Genomic DNA, 17,091 nt, shown 5'->3' with positions numbered 1-17,091 from the left:
CCCAAAAAATCATATCGCCAGCCGACCAAAACCTTCCAGTTTTGACAGCCAACGATAAGATAACTTGGTGGCTTCGCCCCCAACCCCCCAGTAGAAAATCAACACTTGATTTTCATATGAATGATATAAGGATAACAAGGATGATTTGGAAAAGTTATCACAGTATGAAAATTAGAGTAAGAAAAAAAGAGAGCTTAGAGCTCTCGGAAAAATCACATTTTTTATTTAAAAATTATTTGTGGAGTAGTAGTCACATTGGAAGATATTTCTTCAAACACTTCAGCTTCAACTGGTATTGGAAATAGTTCCCCAACAAGAAAAGCTGTTCCAGTTGGTAAATAAGAGAATCTAGATAACTGATTTTTATTAATGTAAGGGATTGTTTGTAAAAGATACTCTAGATCAATATTATTTTTTATTCGATGTATAATATAATTGTTACACTGTGATAAAACTGTTGATGAAAGTTCACTCGGTCTCTGACTAGACAGCAATAAGAAACAACCAAACTTTCTCCCCTCTCGCGCGATTTTCTTAAATACTTCTACTTCATGAAACTGACTGTTCTCTTTTATTTTTGATATATAACGATGTGCTTCCTCCAAAATAAATACATTTACCGTTCTTTGCTTTAATGTTAAAATTTTATTCTTAGAAAATTCTTTCTTTAGGACATAGGTTGTAAAGAATAAAAGTAAATCATCGTCCATTTCAGATACTGAATATACAACAGTTTTCGAATCAATAGATATTTCACCATTTTCAAAAAGTTTAGAGTACCGTGTCTGTATATTTTTTATACGAGTTTCAAGTGTTCCTGAATATGCACGTGCTTGACTATTCCCTTTACTTTCTTCAAGAAGAAATACATAATTTAAAGCGATTAGTAAATTTTCAAAGCTATCCACCTGATAATTGGCTTTTTCAATTTTTCGACTTAAATAACTATACTCAACTTCTCTATTTGTAGCTTGTAGTAAATCATTTAGGAACTTTTTCTCATCTCCTTGAGGAAAACTCCCATATTGTGAGCTATACTTTGAAGTGTCTATGCCAGTACCATCTAGAATACCAACTATTTTAGTACGTTTTGTCACAGCATCAGTTTGCTGATTAGTATAAAGATTATAAGCAATGAAACATTTCAACCAAGATTCGTCAATCGATTTTGTCAATAAACAGTTAGCAATTTTTAAGGCCATCTCAATAACAGGTAATTGAACTAATTCAGAAGGCTTAACCAAATTCAACCAATCCTGATGATCCAAATTTAATATATCTATACCATAGTCTTCCAAGACATTAATAATTTTAACGCCTGGTAGTTGACCATATTCATCATGAACATCAAAAATATGTAGTTTTAAATTGTCTGAGTCTATCTTATTTATTTCTGAAATAATTTTACGTACAGTAGTAGACTTTCCTGAGCCTGTGTTACCTAATATAGCACTATGATGTGTCAACAGTTTATTAGGATCAATTTTAGCAACATATCTTTCTTCAATCAAGCCAAGCGAAAGACTGTGTTTTAGTTTATTCTCATTGAAAATAATATTAAATTCTTCAAGAGTTGTTAAATAAACTTTATCTTGCAGAAATGGATATTTCTTTAAATTAAACTCAACAAAATCATTCTTTATCATACCAATCGGAACACATTCAAAGTTTCCTGAATAACTAAACTTTGCGGATTCATCAGCCGATAACGGCTGTTCTTTATCGGAAACCTTTACAACCTGATAAATAAATCTTTCATCGAAACGATTTTTTATTGTTACATAATCAATAACTCCCTTAGCAAGATAAATTTGCCCTTTGAAATTATAATTTAATTTTTCAAAATCACTAACTTCAAAAATCAATCTGTCATAAGAAACACTGACGACCTTACCAATACTATTCATTATTATCCTCTTCTACATCACTTGAAACTTGTTTTTGATAATTCAAGAATTCTTCCGATATCACATTGAAGTGGTGAGCATTTTTATTATCAAATTGCCCACCAATTAGATGTAAGTCTCTATTCTTAAATTCTTCATAAAAATCGTTTAACTTACTTTCATTTTTATTTCCAAAAATTATCAGATTAAAATCTTGATTCTTTAAATTTTGTGAAATAATTGTATTAATGTGTTCATCTGGAAAACCATATCCCATAACAATCAAAGTTGTATTTTTCTTTTGCAAACAGTTCGAGAATTCTCTAAATAATTCAGAATAAGGAGCTTGAGCTGTCTCTTTGTGTTTCAACATAGTAGGATAAATAACCACGACATCATCATCCGTTACCATAGAATTTGACTGATATAAAAATCCATCTTCCCCACTAATCCAATTTATCGATCCGTGAATCTTATATAAATTCGCTTCTTTAAAGACCGGTTGCCATTTGTCTTTGTATCTGTTAGTATCATCTACTAGCCTATATTTAAATTGATTTATATCAAATCTCTTAGCTAAAGTAGAGGGGAAACCTGTTGTATAGACTATATTGTTGGCTTCCAAACTGTATTCATTAAAAAGGTCATAATTCGTTGTGAAAATCGAAATTTTTGAGCTTCCTTCAGTACGATTTGAAAAAACAAATTTATAGAAATCAGCGTAAGTTTGAAAAACATCTCCCTTATATGAATCCGAATCTAATTTAGGAATAGAAGCTATAAATTCATCTTTTAAAATTTGAAAAGCATTTAATAATTGTTCGTTATTTGGACTAAAGTTTAAGCCATTCTGTATCCAGTTTAAAAGAGATTCTATATCGGAGAAAGAACTACAAAAATTTTCATAAATCTCTAACAATTGTTCCTTATCCCACAGTTGACTCTGAATAATATGATTATATAAATTTGCAATTGTTTCCAAACTATGGCTTTCACATAATCGTACAATCACTCCCTTAAGAATCTCTTTATCATCAAGACTATTTATTAATAAGTTGACGTTCTTCGTACCCAAAAATTTTTTTATTACGCATAATATATCATCATATTTTCCAATTATAGTTTTCATAGTCTGTGACATAAGCGGGATTGCTGGTACAGAACAACCTGAACCAATAAAAAATACCAAATTTTCAGCGGAAAATTGTGCTTTGATAAAACTAGAAATATTTTGTTTTTGTTGATCTAAATCTAGTCCTTCGTTTTCATCTTTTCCTTGATAAAAGTGATATATTGACATAAATGTGACCTCCGATTAAATTAGTAACTACTTAAGTATTGTTATAAATCTACTTCAATTCTTGCATCTCCCTCAATCGTTCCTGTCCCACCTTCATCATCTCTTCCTCCACCTTGCTCCATTTTCCGAAGAGACAATCTTGTAACACATCAGCAGCTGAGCCTTCATCCATGCCAGAATCATAAACACAGGTTCTATCCCTTTGATAAATTTGAATCTGTTCAAAGAGTTTATCAGTTTCTAATTCTCGTAAGTTATCAACTAAATGCTCTACAATACCATCGTGATGTTCTTTAGGAGTTGCTCTAGCCTGACTTGGATTCACTGCATAGACTTCCTCATAACGGATTAAGGTGCTGAGATAGGACAATTCAGGCTTGGTTGCTATTATTGCTAATGAGACTTGATACCCCCTTGATTTCAATAGCTGTGCTGTTTTTCGTGGGACTTCTGTCGTTCTCAAAGTTCCTTCAATTAACAAATGATAACCTTGTTTACCTAGCTCATCTACAAGATGTTCCACCATTTTTCCTGCAAAACCTTTGGTATAATCCACGCTATTTTTACCGTATTCATCTTGTAAAGCTAGATAATTCGGGTATAAAGAACGATAGCTGTCACCGTCAATAATAATGATATTGCCTTGGAACTCTTTCTGCTTGATACGGTGTATCGTTGTCTTACCCGCTCCGCTTTGCCCACCAATTAAGATGGCTTTGGGGTTAACTGATGTCGTTTTACCACGAGTTAAGGAACGAAGAGTCCGTTTTAAGACTAATTCAAAGTCATCTTTGCTAAATTCTTCTAACCGCATTAAGCCACCACCTGATGATGAGCAAGCTCCAACATTCGCTCAATACCATCCAAATAACCATTGTAGCGCTCCACTTCATCAAACGATTGAACAAGATAAATCTTGGTATTGATAAGATCAGACAAATCATCACTCATCAAAATCCAAGGATTGGTTTCATCGTCAAATGCAATTTCTTGGCTATCTTGATAGCGATACAGTTGGGATAAAATCGCTGCGCCGCGCTCTTTAATAACTTCTATTTTTAACGTTAATTGATAATCTTCTACTGGTGTTAGCATTTTTTCTTCTCCTACAATATCGACATAAGACACGTTGAATTTCTGACAAATACGGTCTATCAGTTCTGTCGAAACAGAGCTTGTTCCATTTTCATAGCGACTAAGGCTATTCCTTGAAATACCAACAATTTTTGCGAATTCTGGTTGTGTCAAATCATGAGTTCTTCGTAAGGATTTGATATTCTCTCCAATCATAGTTAATAACCTCCTATTAAGTTACTTTCATTATAACACAAAAAACGGATAACGCACCAAAAATGGTGCGTTATCCGTTTTTAGGTTTCTTCGCCTGCCTAAACTGCTCTATCCGCTTTTCAAGTTGCTCAGTCTTCAATATATTCTTAGCTTCAGCTATGGTCTCATCTAATATTGGCTCCTTTGGCTTAGCTTTAGGAGACTTTTTGTCTTCACTGGTCGTTTGACTGGTTAAATCAAAAACGATATCTAATAATTGGTTGACCTTATGTAAGTCGGCTTCAGACATTCCTGATAGACGATGAATAAGTCGTTTAAAACTATCTTGGTTGTGTCTTTGCTTTTGGAATAACCTCATCTTATCTCCTTATAAAAAGCAGCCCTTGTAAGGACTGCCCGTACTTATAAGTCATCAATAGCTTCTGCAATGGCTTGTAATTTCTTATTCTGCTTATTCTTTTCGTCAATCAACTGGTGCAGCTCTTCAATTTTCTTCTGACTTTGACGAATGTCTTCATTATTCTGAGCCATCACATCAGCTAGATGTTGCTTGTAGTCACTGGTAATGGTTGAGGAGGGCTTATCTTCTGGTATGGATTGATCTTGAGTTTTTTGCTGTGGAGCCATCTGATTTTTAGATTTTTGTTGTTCCATTTCAAAGGCTGCCACATAGTCAACGTCTTCTACGCTCTCTTGGTTTTCTTTATGAAATAGTGCCGCAATCTTCGCACGTTCTTCTGTGGAAGATGTCGGTGTGTTATCATCTAGTGGTTGGTCAAAGGTCCAATCTTTTGTCATGTGTTATTCCTCATTTCTATTATCTGATGGTTTGAGTTCTTGTTCATCTTGGCCAAAGGCTTGCGTCAATGCTTCATCAAATGTCCAGGGACTATTTTGTTGGCGTTTGATAAAGGCTTGATACATCGCTGTTTGTAATTGACTGCGATAGGTTTCTAATTTTTCCGTTTCTTTCGCAACTTTTTCCTCTTGCCTAGCTACTCTTTCGGCTAGGCGTTCAATCACACTCATAGGGTGTCCTCCTTATCACTTTCTAGATTAAGCTAAGAAACTTGATTTTGTTATCACAACTCTAAAGCGGTATTTTTTCTAGGCGGAGGATTGTTTCGGATAACTTGTAACTTGGCAAATTGTATCACGTCCTTTAGAGAATGATTACTATAACCTTTCACAACATCATTCCAATCTGCTTTAGTTTCCAGTTCCTGTAATGGTGGTAAGTCTGTTTCAATGGGAAGTCCTTTCTCAGATAATTTCTGACAAAAGTCTCGCCCTGCTTCATCATTATCAACAGCTAAGGTTAATAAGCCTGGGTGCGTCTGAAAGAAGGTAGTCGTCTCTTGTATAGAATGAAGGTAATGCGTTAATCGACTTGGTTTTACAGTATCTAAAAACTCAAGTTTGCCTTGTTCCTCAGCTGCTAATCGTAGGGTCTGATAAGCAATCACAGAGAGTTTTAAGCCCTCCATAGAAACTAAACGCACATCTGATAACTGCTTCTGATGGAGTTGATAATAACTCATCATATCAATCACCGATTCACAAAAGATAAGGCGTTTCGGTTTTCCAATATCAAAGCTCATTCCCACATATCCATGAGAGTCTTTCATAATTTTTTTAAGATAGCCTCGATCATGTCTCTGATCATTTTTGACAAGCCCTTGAAGACTTGCCCCCTCTAGTTGTCCATGATGATTGTAACTCTTAAAGACAAGGACTGATTCTTGAAAGGTCTTTGTCTGGTAATGAGCCTGTGCTAATAGACCTTGTCTGCCAAAAGCATTTATAGTCTTGTCACTTAAACCACGAATGTCATTCAGATATATCCGTGCTTGGTCAAATGGTTCTTCCCTTAGATAATAACGAAAGGGTTGATAGGTCTCTTCGACTACCTTAGCTTGTTCAAAGTCTCCAGTTTCAAGGTACAACATGGCTTCTTTAAAAGACACTCCTGTCATTAACTGAACGAAATCAATCACATCTCCCTGGATGTCACGTGAAAACCATTTAAAAGTATTGGTATCCGCAAAAATCCTAAAAGAATCGTGTTCTGGATGTTCATAGACTTGCCCTGATAGTCGTTTAAAAGAATAGCCTAGACTTTCTGCCACCTCTAGAATTGCCTTTTGTTTCACTGCTTCAATTCTTGTCATCTCATCTCCCTATCAAAAAAAGCAGAAGAGTAACTCCTGCTAGTTGGTCTCACTTGTAGTAGTGCCTTGAATCTTTGGAATACTTGAGTTAACTCCCTCAGAAGTTTCTTTTAAATCCTCTAGTTTCCCATTCCAAATGGTTACCTGATTGACAAGGAGTTTATCTGACAATTTGGCATAAGATAATTTAAGAGTTCTTGTTTCTGTCTGTGTACTTCTCTGAGCCTTATCACTGACATCTGACACGTAAACAACCTGATAAGACACTTCCGCAAAAGCTTCATTTTCTTCTGTATTGACATAGATATTGGCAGACTCAAAGCGATAATCCAACATATAGTCTTTATAGACTTGGTTAATGGAATCTTCTTGACGAGATACCTCTTCCTTAAAGGCAGAATCTGTCATATAGGGCTTGATACGGTTGTTGTTCTCGCCTAACTTTTCCTTTGTATAGTATTGCGTGAGAAATTCCTTGACCAATTCATCAGAAAGGACATTTCTTTTTTCCTTTTCTTTCTCTTTGGTCAACAGTTTATGAGCCTCAGTCTGAATTTGTTTCTGTGTATGATTGGTTACAGACTGAGAACCAATAGTATAGCCCATCATCACCACAAAGCTGGTGACTGCTAGACCACCGAAGCCAATGAGTAACCGAGCCTTCATTTTGTTTAACATCACTAGTGCTACCTCCTTTTTCATAAGATAGCACCATCATAACAAGATGGACTTGAAAAAGTTATCACAAACAAAAAGGATTACCTAATTTAGGTAATCCAATAATTATTATTATGAAGTCTATATTTTATAATAGCAACTATTCAAGTGATAAATAATTTTCAAAAATTATTTTTTCTACCTCTTTTTTAATTAATTCTTTTTCATAAATACCAATCATTACACTATCATATTTTTTAAGTTCATCAGCAATTCCATCTAAATACGTATCTAGTGTCAATTGATTTCTATTAAGATGATTAAGTAAAGCAAACTTAAATTCTTTTTTAAAATCTTTATCATTAACAATTCTTAAATATTGATTCCCTTGACCTTCTGTCAATTTTAAAGTGAAAAATTTCAATAAAGACCCATCGAGGCTATACTTATAACCACTCAATCTATATTCAACTTCTTCTTTTATAAGATTAACCATAAATTCTTGTTCATCGTGCTTATTATCTCCCCACCACTTCCAATGTAAAAGTTTTTCGAACAACAAAATTGAACTTAAAGGTAACTGTCCAAAATCATAAGAGTTTAGTAACTCCATATTCTTCAATAAAAACTCACTCATAGATGAATTCAAAGTCTTATTATCATCAGTGTAGCTAGGAAATAATTTAGGGGTTATAGAAAGCCCTCTTATGTATTGTTCAACTAAATCTTGTTTTTCCCATCCGTCTTGCAACTCCACTCTTCTAAAACCATATGTATTGGTAGACAATATACTTTGAACTACTATGAGTTTTAATTTAGGAATCCCTTTGAAATCTTTCAAAAACTCATCATCAAACAGTTCAATATCTCTTGTCTTAAATACCTTTCCAAGAACTTCCGAACCAAGACTCTTACCATATTTAATCTCATTGATTATTGAAACCATATCATTATAGATTTTTTCTCTCTCTTCTTTTCTTGGTGGTAAAACTTCTGATAGAATCTCTATGTAACTTTCAACACTCGAATCCCAATTCGAATTTTCTGGATAAAGCAATTGGTACAAAGCAAATGCTCCACGATAATCAGCAGACATGGTTTTTACCATTTCTAACAAATTCGTAAATTGTGAGTTATTGTTATCGATATATTCAAAGTGATCAGTTAGGTACTTGAAGCAAGTTTTGGAATAACCAATCTTATTATCATAGTCTCGGATGGTTACTTCATCACTATCTCCAAAAGAACCTAATATAATTTCAGGTTCTCTTAAATTAGGAAGAAATACATCTGATAGATTATCCGAATCTCTAAATTTATCAAAAAGAATATTCCAAACATTTTCTTCATATTCATCATAATAGTCTCTAATCTCATTACGTTTAATATAATACTGTCTTCCGTCTTTAAAATGGAATTCAATTTTAAGTATATTTGGATACAAAGAAATATATATATTATTACTATCAGATTTATATTCAATCTCGGAATAGTATGATGAATAAAATACATCTATCTTTTCGATTTCCTCATAACAACTTTTAGAAATTCGGAGATTAGAAGTAGAGATTGTTTTTTCAAAAATAAATGCACCGCCTGGGCTATCCGTTTCCCAATAATTTTCCCTAATATTATTTTGAGAAATCTTTTCCTGAATTAGGTGTACCATCTGAGAAATTGATTGTTTATTTTTAGCCATTTTCGATATTTTTTTAAACATGTAAATATGTATATTATTAATCTCACTAAATTCATACGAATTAAGTGATAATCGTTTGATTTTATGGTTACACTCTACATCTAGAATAGGTTTCTTATTAAAAATACCACCCATGGATTCAAAGATACATTCACTCTCTATCCAGCGTGTATCCTTTTTAATCAATTTATCAAATATTTGAGCATCTAATTTAAATAAAGTAATAGCAAAAGAAATCATTTTGTCATCTTTAAAATCAATATTAGATATTAAATCGTATTTCTCTTTTATAAAGTACTTATAATTGACGATATCTCTATCTTCAAATTTGTCAAGAAGTTCAGTATCTATAATTTTTAAGTAAATAACTTTTAAAAATATAATTTTGTCTGTGTTATTGTCAATATTAGACAAATCCATCTTGACTTGTCTAAAATAACTCTCCCTTGCTCCGTAGGAAAATTTTTGCTTGATTAATTTATTAAAGTATTTATTATATCTATTTTCAATATCCGATTTAATAACTTCTTTCAGACCTCCATCTGTTTTTTTGTTAATAAATATGGTTATTTTTGCGACTTTTAAACTAAACTTCAAAAGAAAAATAAATAAAATCAGTAGGAACCCAACTACAGACTGCCAAATATATTGATAGTGAATAGCAACTGATAAGTTGACTTTAACCATGAGAGGAAGAACAATTGATAGTAATAATGAACCAAAGAATTCCCAACTATTTGTTAAATGGTACCAAACATTGCTTTTTGTCAAAAAATCCATTTTTTGATAGCCTAAGTAGGTTCCATTCTCTTTATTATCATACCCAGCCATGAATTGTAGAAAACCGACATAAACTCCAAAACTTGCCCATATTGTCAAGACTAGAGAAAATAGTGATAATAAATCTAAATTGTTATCGCTAGTTTGAAATAATAAAATCTCATATTGATTGCATACCCAATAAATATAACTCACAATTGACCAAAATAATATATGGGAAAAATTTTGATTTTAACACCTGAAATTAATTCATCTATAAAAATTGAAAATCTAAGCCAAAAAAACTTCATTATATAGGACAGTACAAAAATAATTATTGGGAAATATAGGATTAATTTTTCAAGCAAGCAAAACACCTCTTCTTTTTTCTAATCAATAATGATTATACCTGATATATAGAAGGCACACAATCACTATTACGAGTTCGTTTCAAAAATAATCTATAGAAAAGGACTACCTAACTTAGGTAATCCCATTACGTCATGCCATCCGACTTCTAACAACTTTTCTAACAAGTCCAAAGACAAGTAAAAGATTAAAAATAATATAGAAAGTGGTAAAGCTCAACATACCATTGGTGGCTAAATCTTCCACATAGAGGTATCGTTCTGTAAAAAAGAGGTAAATCCCATAGACTTCTGTGAAAGCTAAAAATCCGATTAATCCAATGACAAATAAGCTTCCAAGCATCTTCGCAATCTGGTAAAGGACAAGTAAAATTAGTCCTGTTGCTGCGATAATGAAAAGACTTTGAATAATTTGTTCAATCATATCTGTCCCTCTTTCTACGCTAATTGCTTACGATAATAATCTGCCTGTCCCTTATCTAGATTATCAAGTTGTTCAACCAGGTCAAGATACTCTTCTTTGGTGACCTCATCTAAGTCTGGAAAATCATTCTCACGAGTCGTGATAATAACTTCTAATTGACCAATAATTTCTCGCTTTGAAAAGCTGTAATCAAGGGTTTCATCCTCATACTGTTCCTTTAAGGCTTGATAGTTAGCTCTATCTTCAGGGCTTGTAAAACCTTGTGCTAGCCATTCTTCTAGTTGGTATCTTAATTCTTCTACTGTCTGGGTCATAATCAATTCTCCTTTGATGATTTCTTGACTTCATTTTACCGCGTTCATTATTTTTTGTCAGCCTTTTTCTTAAAAATCAAGCGAAAGTTGTTGGTCCTGTTGTGGTTGGATCGTTTCATTGAACTTAGCTAGGGCTGCATCAATTTCCTCAACCTCTGCTTCTTGTTCAACCAAAGGGGCAAGGATGTCATATTTGGCTTTAACCAGCTGATAATCTTCTTCTTTTGGAAAGACCTTCTCTACTTCAACCCTTGCGACTGCTAGCTTATCTTTCAAATTGTTAGCCATTTCTTCTGTTTTTTCTTGGTCCTCTAGGATATGGTCAATGGCATTAGTAATGCGTTGGATGGTTCCCACATCTGATTTCAAGTCTAAAGAGACAGAATACTGGTTGCTGCCTGAAATGGTTAAAGACACCATATCTGGCAAGGGCTCACTAGGACTTCTGGTTGCCATCTTAAGCTCAAACCCTCTAAAGGTCGCGAGCGTTCTTACTTCTTTGGTTTCAGAACGGTTATAGGTAATGAGTTTACGTAGATAGTCTCCAGCTTCTGCACGGTTATCCATTGTCTGATTATCAAATCGCATGGCAAAATCTTGTGACTTAGTTGCCAAAGATTGGGCAATATCTTGGTCATATTGACTAAGGCGTTTCTCAAGGGCAGGGAGGTTCTGCTCACAGTAAGAAATAGTATGGCGATACTCATCTTTAGTGCGATGAAAGGCACGCTTTTGATTGTCCAATACCGTCAACTCATTCTCTAGTTCCATCTTGAGTTTGAGATAAGGATTACCTGTCGCTAGAGCCTTAAAGTCTGAAGCAGTCATGGTTTGTTCATCAATGTCTTCTGCCGACCGTACAGGATCTTTAGAGGTCATGATTTGCGTGATATATTTGAGTTTATTCTCCTGAGTTTGCCAGAGGTAGTTATCGAAGCTCCCTTTCGTAATGTAATGGTAAATAGCTACCTCTTGGTGCATATTGCCTTGACGAATTAACCTACCATTGCGCTGTAGGCTAAGTACCCAGCGCCTTACCGTATTACTACGGCAGGTTTCCAAATACTCGCCCCCGAACCGTACGTACACCTTTCAATGTATACGGCTCTCCATTTATAAACTCAATCTAACTTGCCATAATGTAATTTCTTATGGCAATCTTTACACAATGCTATTGTTTTCCGTTGTCTAGAAATCATCAAACGTTCCCAAAAAGTCTTTTTCTTTAAATCCTTGAGTTTTTTCACATGATGAATTTCAATGAGACTATTGGTAGCTTGACAGTACTCACAACGGTTTGCTTTTAATCTATCAATTAAATTGGTTCGGCTAAAATATTTTGCCGTATTTGGTAAATTATCATTTTCTAGGAAAGATTTCTTTTGACGTTTAAAGCCTCCATTATAGAAATAACGGGTCATTGTATCTCCTTTACGTCCAATATACTGTATCCTGAATTGACCATCCTTTTTATATTTACGGATGATGTGAGATTTAGTCGTACGATACTTGGTCGCATAGGTTTTATACATGCTATATTCCATAATATACTTAAAGCGATGGAGGATAGAACTGTTGTTAGCGATACAATAATAGTTATAAAAACCTCTTATTTCTGCATTGTAGCGTTCTAAAATCTCTAAATCATCACAGTCTTTCATAAAATAACGAGCTGTTGGTTTCCAAACTTCGTGACCTCTATGATAAGTCATTTTCATAGCCCCATAGGACAACAATCTATCTCGAATCGTTTCAATAGAAACCTCTAAAACCAATCTACCTGTATAATTTCTGACCAATCGTCCTGACGAATCACGTTTGGCTAAATTGGATTGGCGAATGTACAGATGATAACCCAGAAACCTCGCTTTATCTCTTGCATTGGTAATCAGGGTTTTCTCTTCAGAGAGTTCCAATTTGAGAACCGTTTCCAAATAGTCCTTAATGTCTGCTTTAATACGACGAGCGTCCTCTTTACTTCCAATCACACCACAGATAAAATCATCTGCATATCGGGTATAGGTTAGACGCTTAAAACTACTATCCATAGGGTCGCTATGAGGAATCAATACTCTTTCTTTTTCTAATTGACGAATACGTTGAATGGCTTCTTGGCGTTGGTTTTCCGTCGAAGTACACTCTAGTGTTCTTCTTGCTTTTCCCAGTGCAATCTCATTTTGGCGATATTCTGGGGTACGTTTACGGTATTTCCCTTCACAGAAGTTCTTCACATAATCTGTCATATATTTATCAAACTTATCCAAATAGATATTGGCTAGAATTGGACTGATTATTCCTCCTTGTGGAGTTCCTGAGTAGGTTTTGTAGAATTTCCAATCTTCCACATATCCTGCATTGAGAAATTTACGAATCAGGCGTAAGAAACGCTCATCCGTAATTCTTTCTCGTAGAATTTGAATTATCACATCGTGGTTGATATTATCAAAAAACGATTTGATATCTCCTTCAATAAACCACTTTACTCCTGTATAGGTTTTCTGAATTTGAGTAAGTGCTGAATGACAGCTTTTATTCGGACGAAAACCATGGGAAGAGGATTCAAATTGTCCCTCGTAGATGGATTCCAAAATCATTTTGATAACCTGTTGTAAGAGCTTATCATCAAATGATGGAATACCTAGTGGACGTGGCTTCCCATTCTTTTTAGGAATATAGGTTCGTCTTGATGGATGTGGCTGATAAGATTCATCTTTCAGGGAATCAATCAATTGGTCAATTCTAGCCATACTCATACCATCAATCGTCAACTCATCTACTCCAGGTGTCATGTGTCCTGGGTTAGCGTAAATCGTTTGATAGGCAACTAAGTACATTTCTTTGTTGTAAAGTAAGCGATAAGGTCGCTCAAATTGATAGTTTTTATCTTTACTGTGTTTTGTTAGATTGTTTAACACATTTTGAGGATTTCTCATGGTGTCTCACACACCTTCCTTTCCATAATGTTAATGTTATAAACTGTTCCCCTTCGCCATGTACGTGCCATTAACACGCTCGAACTACTACGGGAACTCCGTTACCTTATCAAATATTCATAAACCTGATGTTTAATAGCTTTTACAAGCATTTTGACTTAGGTAATCTCCGTTTAGCTGGTATAGTAACATAGCTTGATAATTTCATCGGATAGGACGTTCATCTGTTTTCATTTACTATGAATACGCTATGGAATCCCTTTGCTTCACTACCTCGAACAGTGATAATGAAGTTCCATAGTATGAGGGTTTTAGTTATCTTACCTCACAGTCCCGACACAGACCGTTTAGACTATCCTTCAATCAGTTTAGATTTTATCCTTATAATTATCTCAGTAACAACTGTTACATTGTCATCTCCTCATTCAGTCGTGATGTGATAACTCATCAACTTATGAGTTTCCCAACGTGCTTTGTTCCCTGATATTTGGTTTCCCTCACAGGTCAGTTGGGTGATGATAGGCATTAAGGTCACGCCTACTACTTTGCCAAAAAGTAGATTCACTATACCGCCTTTACGGACGCACGGACAATGTCTGAGGGCCTCCAGGGAACGTCTAAATGGTGGACAGCTTTCATGCGAGACTGGACGTTTAATCCTGTTCCCCCTTTTTCCGTAGAAGCCATGAGAATCCGTACTTCTCCACTATTGACCTTGCGTGACAGAGAGTTTTTCTTGTCATCCGTATTAGCGTCATGGACAAAGGCTATTGCTTCTTTGGGAATCCCTCTATCCACTAAAAGGTCTTTCAATTCATTGTAAACATCAAACCCTTCTTCCTTACTTTTAGGCGTTCCAATATCTGAGAAAATCATCTGGGTAGCTTTCTCATTTTCTCCCTCACGGTAAATGCGTTCCACATTGTCCACTACTTGAAGAATCTTCTGATTGTCAGACAAGGTGTAAGCAGGATCAATGAGACGCATGTCAATGGCTAGTTTTCTGGCTTCTCCAGTGTAGGGTAGGATACTAGCGAGGTAGTCATTGCGACCCCTTTTCCATTATCCCCCCACCGAACCGGACATGATACTTTCGCATCATCCGGCTCTCCAGTAATTTCATTTCATAAACGTGTATTTATTGAACCATTATGTATTGCATGGTGACAATCCCGACAAGTCACTAGCGTTTTTCGACATCTTGCTGACATAATTTCTTTCCACTTTGGAACTAATTTTCCATTGTGTTTGTTCAAGTCTGCTAATTTTCTGATATGATGTACCTCTATGTTCTCCTCACTTCCACATAGCTCACACTTATTTGCGAGTAATCGCTTGATAAGCTCTGTTCGACCACCATAAACTTGATACGGAGCATCTTCTATTACAGCTTTCTTTTTATAAGAAAGTGAAATACCACCCCATGTTGCAACTAGAGGAGGTTTATCTTCTCGAGGCACAACTACCTGTAAACACGGCACAGTTCGGCCATTCGTGCTAGTTGTGGTAGTCTTATATTTAGCTAACATTTTATTAATGGATGACTTATGTTTAAATGCTAATGTTTTAAGGAGTGATGTTTCCATATACCAATAGACTTTTGAGAACCATGACAAATTTTGTGCCAATATATAATATTGAACCAGCCCTCTATATTCTTGTTGGTAAGTTTGTACGATACTAAAGTCATCATCATGCAATAAATTATTACGATGAATAGATTTACCATTTTTCATGTATTGGCGGCATTTGCTTTCAATAACTGATGCAGGTACAAATAATGCGATAACACCATTGGCACTTCGTCTTCCTTTGTTATCAATATAATCATTGACACGTTGTGCTTTTATCTCATATCCTAGAAATTTCGCTGATTCTTTAGTCGCATGGGTAATCAAAGTCTTTTCTTGAGAAAGTTCCAAATGTAACTTAATCTTTAAAAAGTCTCCAATTTGCTTCTTTATATCTTTTGCCTCAGCTTTTGAACCTGTAAAGCCTAGAATAAAGTCATCCGCATACCGAACATATCTTAACCTCCGATAGGTAGTATCATAAGTATCAACTGAAGGGAGATTTCTTCTCTCAACAATTAACTGATGAGCTTTTTTATAATCTCCTTTATCCTGATAGCATTTAATTCTTCTACTCAAACGATTATAGGCTGAGTTTGCTTTCTGCTTGTTACCTCTTGTATATTGAGGTATCAGTTCTTCACCGACCCACTTATCAAATTGATGTAAATAGATATTAGCTAATAAAGGACTAATAACTCCACCTTGCGGTGTTCCACTAATAGTCTTGTGAAACTTCCAATCATCAAGATATCCTGCCTCAAGCATATTTTTGATAAGCCTAATAAACCGACCATCCTGAATTTGTCTAGACAACATAGTGATTAATACATCGTGGTCAATCGTGTCAAAATAACTAGAGATATCTCCTTCTATGAACCAACGTGTCCCTTTCCAGGTCTGTATTTCTTGTAAAGCTGTATGACACCCTCTTTTTGGTCTAAAACCATGAGAATGTTCACTAAATTGTGGCTCGTAATAAGCTTCTAATATCATGCGAATCACTTCCTGAAGAAGTTTATCGCTCCATACTGGTATTCCCAAAGGACGGTGTTTTCCATTCTTTTTAGGAATGTACTCTCTCCTAGCTGGTCTCCAGTAATAGGTTTCTCGTCTTAATTGTTCAATAATCCTATCTATTTTTTGAATAGACATACCATCAATCGTTTCCTCTGTAACACCCTTTGTCATTGCTCCGTTATTCGGGTATAACTTTGCATAGGCTATTAGATACAGTTCACGATTAAATAGTAATTTATAAACCCTTTCAAGTGGTTTATCTTGTTTTCCACGTTCATGAATGACCGTTAAAATAGTTTTGGCTGTACGCATCTCACGCACCTAATCCTTTCTAACTAATCGAAATTACCTGTCACCCTTCGCCATGTACAAGGTTTTCCCTTGCTCAAACTACTACGGTGACTCCGTTACCATAAGGGTCTCCCCTCTTAGGCAATCCTGCTATTCGTTAAAAAATGTACGTTCTAGTAACCCTTAGGTTCCTCACTCATTCCTTTATTCATACTTATCGTATGCTCTTTTACTGTAGAAAGTTATTCGTCCAAAATCACAACAACGAATATACAGTAACATCGGTCTCAGTTACTTTCCGATGGGCGATGCTTTGCACCTAGTCAGAATTGAGGTTCAAGCAGTCTAGCCTTAACCATAGGTTACGGAACTTGCGGCACATCAAAGCGTTGTAACTCACTCCTTATC

General features: G+C 35.0%; 15 protein-coding genes and 1 pseudogene. All 16 read right to left on the bottom strand.

Features of this window, described 5'->3' with window-relative positions; all coding sequences use genetic code 11:
* Positions 1-221: 221 nt before the first annotated feature.
* Positions 222-1,907, bottom strand: a complete 1,686-nt coding sequence (locus AB1F57_RS03295; RefSeq protein ID WP_170243832.1) for an ATP-binding protein — start codon at positions 1,905-1,907, stop codon at positions 222-224.
* Positions 1,900-3,186 carry an SIR2 family protein gene (locus tag AB1F57_RS03290; protein ID WP_170242976.1) on the bottom strand — a complete coding sequence of 429 codons (1,287 nt, stop codon included), beginning with the start codon at positions 3,184-3,186 and terminating at the stop codon, positions 1,900-1,902. Before AB1F57_RS03290 ends, AB1F57_RS03295 begins: the two co-directional genes overlap by 8 nt.
* Before the next feature lie 49 nt (positions 3,187-3,235).
* Positions 3,236-4,000, bottom strand: a complete 765-nt coding sequence (gene pezT, locus AB1F57_RS03285; RefSeq protein WP_170242975.1) for a type II toxin-antitoxin system toxin PezT — start codon at positions 3,998-4,000, stop codon at positions 3,236-3,238.
* Entirely contained in the window at positions 4,000-4,476 is a 477-nt protein-coding gene (pezA, locus tag AB1F57_RS03280; RefSeq protein WP_170242974.1) for a type II toxin-antitoxin system antitoxin PezA, read from the bottom strand. The genes pezT and pezA overlap by 1 nt, the downstream gene beginning before the upstream one ends.
* Before the next feature lie 70 nt (positions 4,477-4,546).
* Entirely contained in the window at positions 4,547-4,834 is a 288-nt protein-coding gene (locus AB1F57_RS03275; protein ID WP_170242973.1) for a hypothetical protein, read from the bottom strand.
* 44 nt (positions 4,835-4,878) lie between these two features.
* Positions 4,879-5,274, bottom strand: a complete 396-nt coding sequence (locus AB1F57_RS03270; RefSeq protein WP_170242972.1) for a DUF5945 family protein — start codon at positions 5,272-5,274, stop codon at positions 4,879-4,881.
* 3 nt (positions 5,275-5,277) lie between these two features.
* Positions 5,278-5,505 carry a DUF5965 family protein gene (locus AB1F57_RS03265; RefSeq protein ID WP_010730311.1) on the bottom strand — a complete coding sequence of 76 codons (228 nt, stop codon included), beginning with the start codon at positions 5,503-5,505 and terminating at the stop codon, positions 5,278-5,280.
* A 53-nt stretch (positions 5,506-5,558) separates the two neighbouring features.
* Positions 5,559-6,647: a DNA primase gene (locus tag AB1F57_RS03260; RefSeq protein WP_367986081.1), complete on the bottom strand. Its 1,089-nt coding sequence runs from the start codon at positions 6,645-6,647 to the stop codon at positions 5,559-5,561.
* Between the two features lie 39 nt (positions 6,648-6,686).
* Positions 6,687-7,325: a peptidylprolyl isomerase gene (locus AB1F57_RS03255; RefSeq protein WP_174852716.1), complete on the bottom strand. Its 639-nt coding sequence runs from the start codon at positions 7,323-7,325 to the stop codon at positions 6,687-6,689.
* Positions 7,326-7,464: 139 nt separating this feature from the next.
* The gene (locus AB1F57_RS03250) at positions 7,465-9,978 is read right to left on the bottom strand and encodes a hypothetical protein (RefSeq protein WP_367986080.1); all 2,514 of its coding nucleotides are present in this window, start codon (positions 9,976-9,978) and stop codon (positions 7,465-7,467) included.
* Between the two features lie 285 nt (positions 9,979-10,263).
* Positions 10,264-10,554 carry a DUF5966 family protein gene (locus AB1F57_RS03245; RefSeq protein WP_174852714.1) on the bottom strand — a complete coding sequence of 97 codons (291 nt, stop codon included), beginning with the start codon at positions 10,552-10,554 and terminating at the stop codon, positions 10,264-10,266.
* 14 nt (positions 10,555-10,568) lie between these two features.
* Positions 10,569-10,868 carry a DUF5962 family protein gene (locus AB1F57_RS03240; protein WP_018165737.1) on the bottom strand — a complete coding sequence of 100 codons (300 nt, stop codon included), beginning with the start codon at positions 10,866-10,868 and terminating at the stop codon, positions 10,569-10,571.
* Between the two features lie 69 nt (positions 10,869-10,937).
* A pseudogene (locus AB1F57_RS03235) lies at positions 10,938-11,885 on the bottom strand (hypothetical protein); the annotation flags it as partial.
* A 104-nt stretch (positions 11,886-11,989) separates the two neighbouring features.
* Entirely contained in the window at positions 11,990-13,801 is a 1,812-nt protein-coding gene (gene ltrA / locus AB1F57_RS03230) for a group II intron reverse transcriptase/maturase (RefSeq protein WP_367985634.1), read from the bottom strand.
* A 564-nt stretch (positions 13,802-14,365) separates the two neighbouring features.
* Positions 14,366-14,788 carry a hypothetical protein gene (locus AB1F57_RS03225; protein WP_367986007.1) on the bottom strand — a complete coding sequence of 141 codons (423 nt, stop codon included), beginning with the start codon at positions 14,786-14,788 and terminating at the stop codon, positions 14,366-14,368.
* A gap of 137 nt (positions 14,789-14,925) precedes the next feature.
* The gene (locus tag AB1F57_RS03220) at positions 14,926-16,704 is read right to left on the bottom strand and encodes a reverse transcriptase domain-containing protein (protein WP_367986006.1); all 1,779 of its coding nucleotides are present in this window, start codon (positions 16,702-16,704) and stop codon (positions 14,926-14,928) included.
* Between the last annotated feature and the right edge of the window lie 387 nt (positions 16,705-17,091).

The organism is Streptococcus nasisuis, from assembly GCF_040836615.1.
Classification (GTDB): Bacteria; Bacillota; Bacilli; order Lactobacillales; family Streptococcaceae; genus Streptococcus; species Streptococcus suis_V.
Note: the sequence above shows the minus strand (reverse complement) of the source record. Positions and strands in the feature narration are given on the sequence as shown.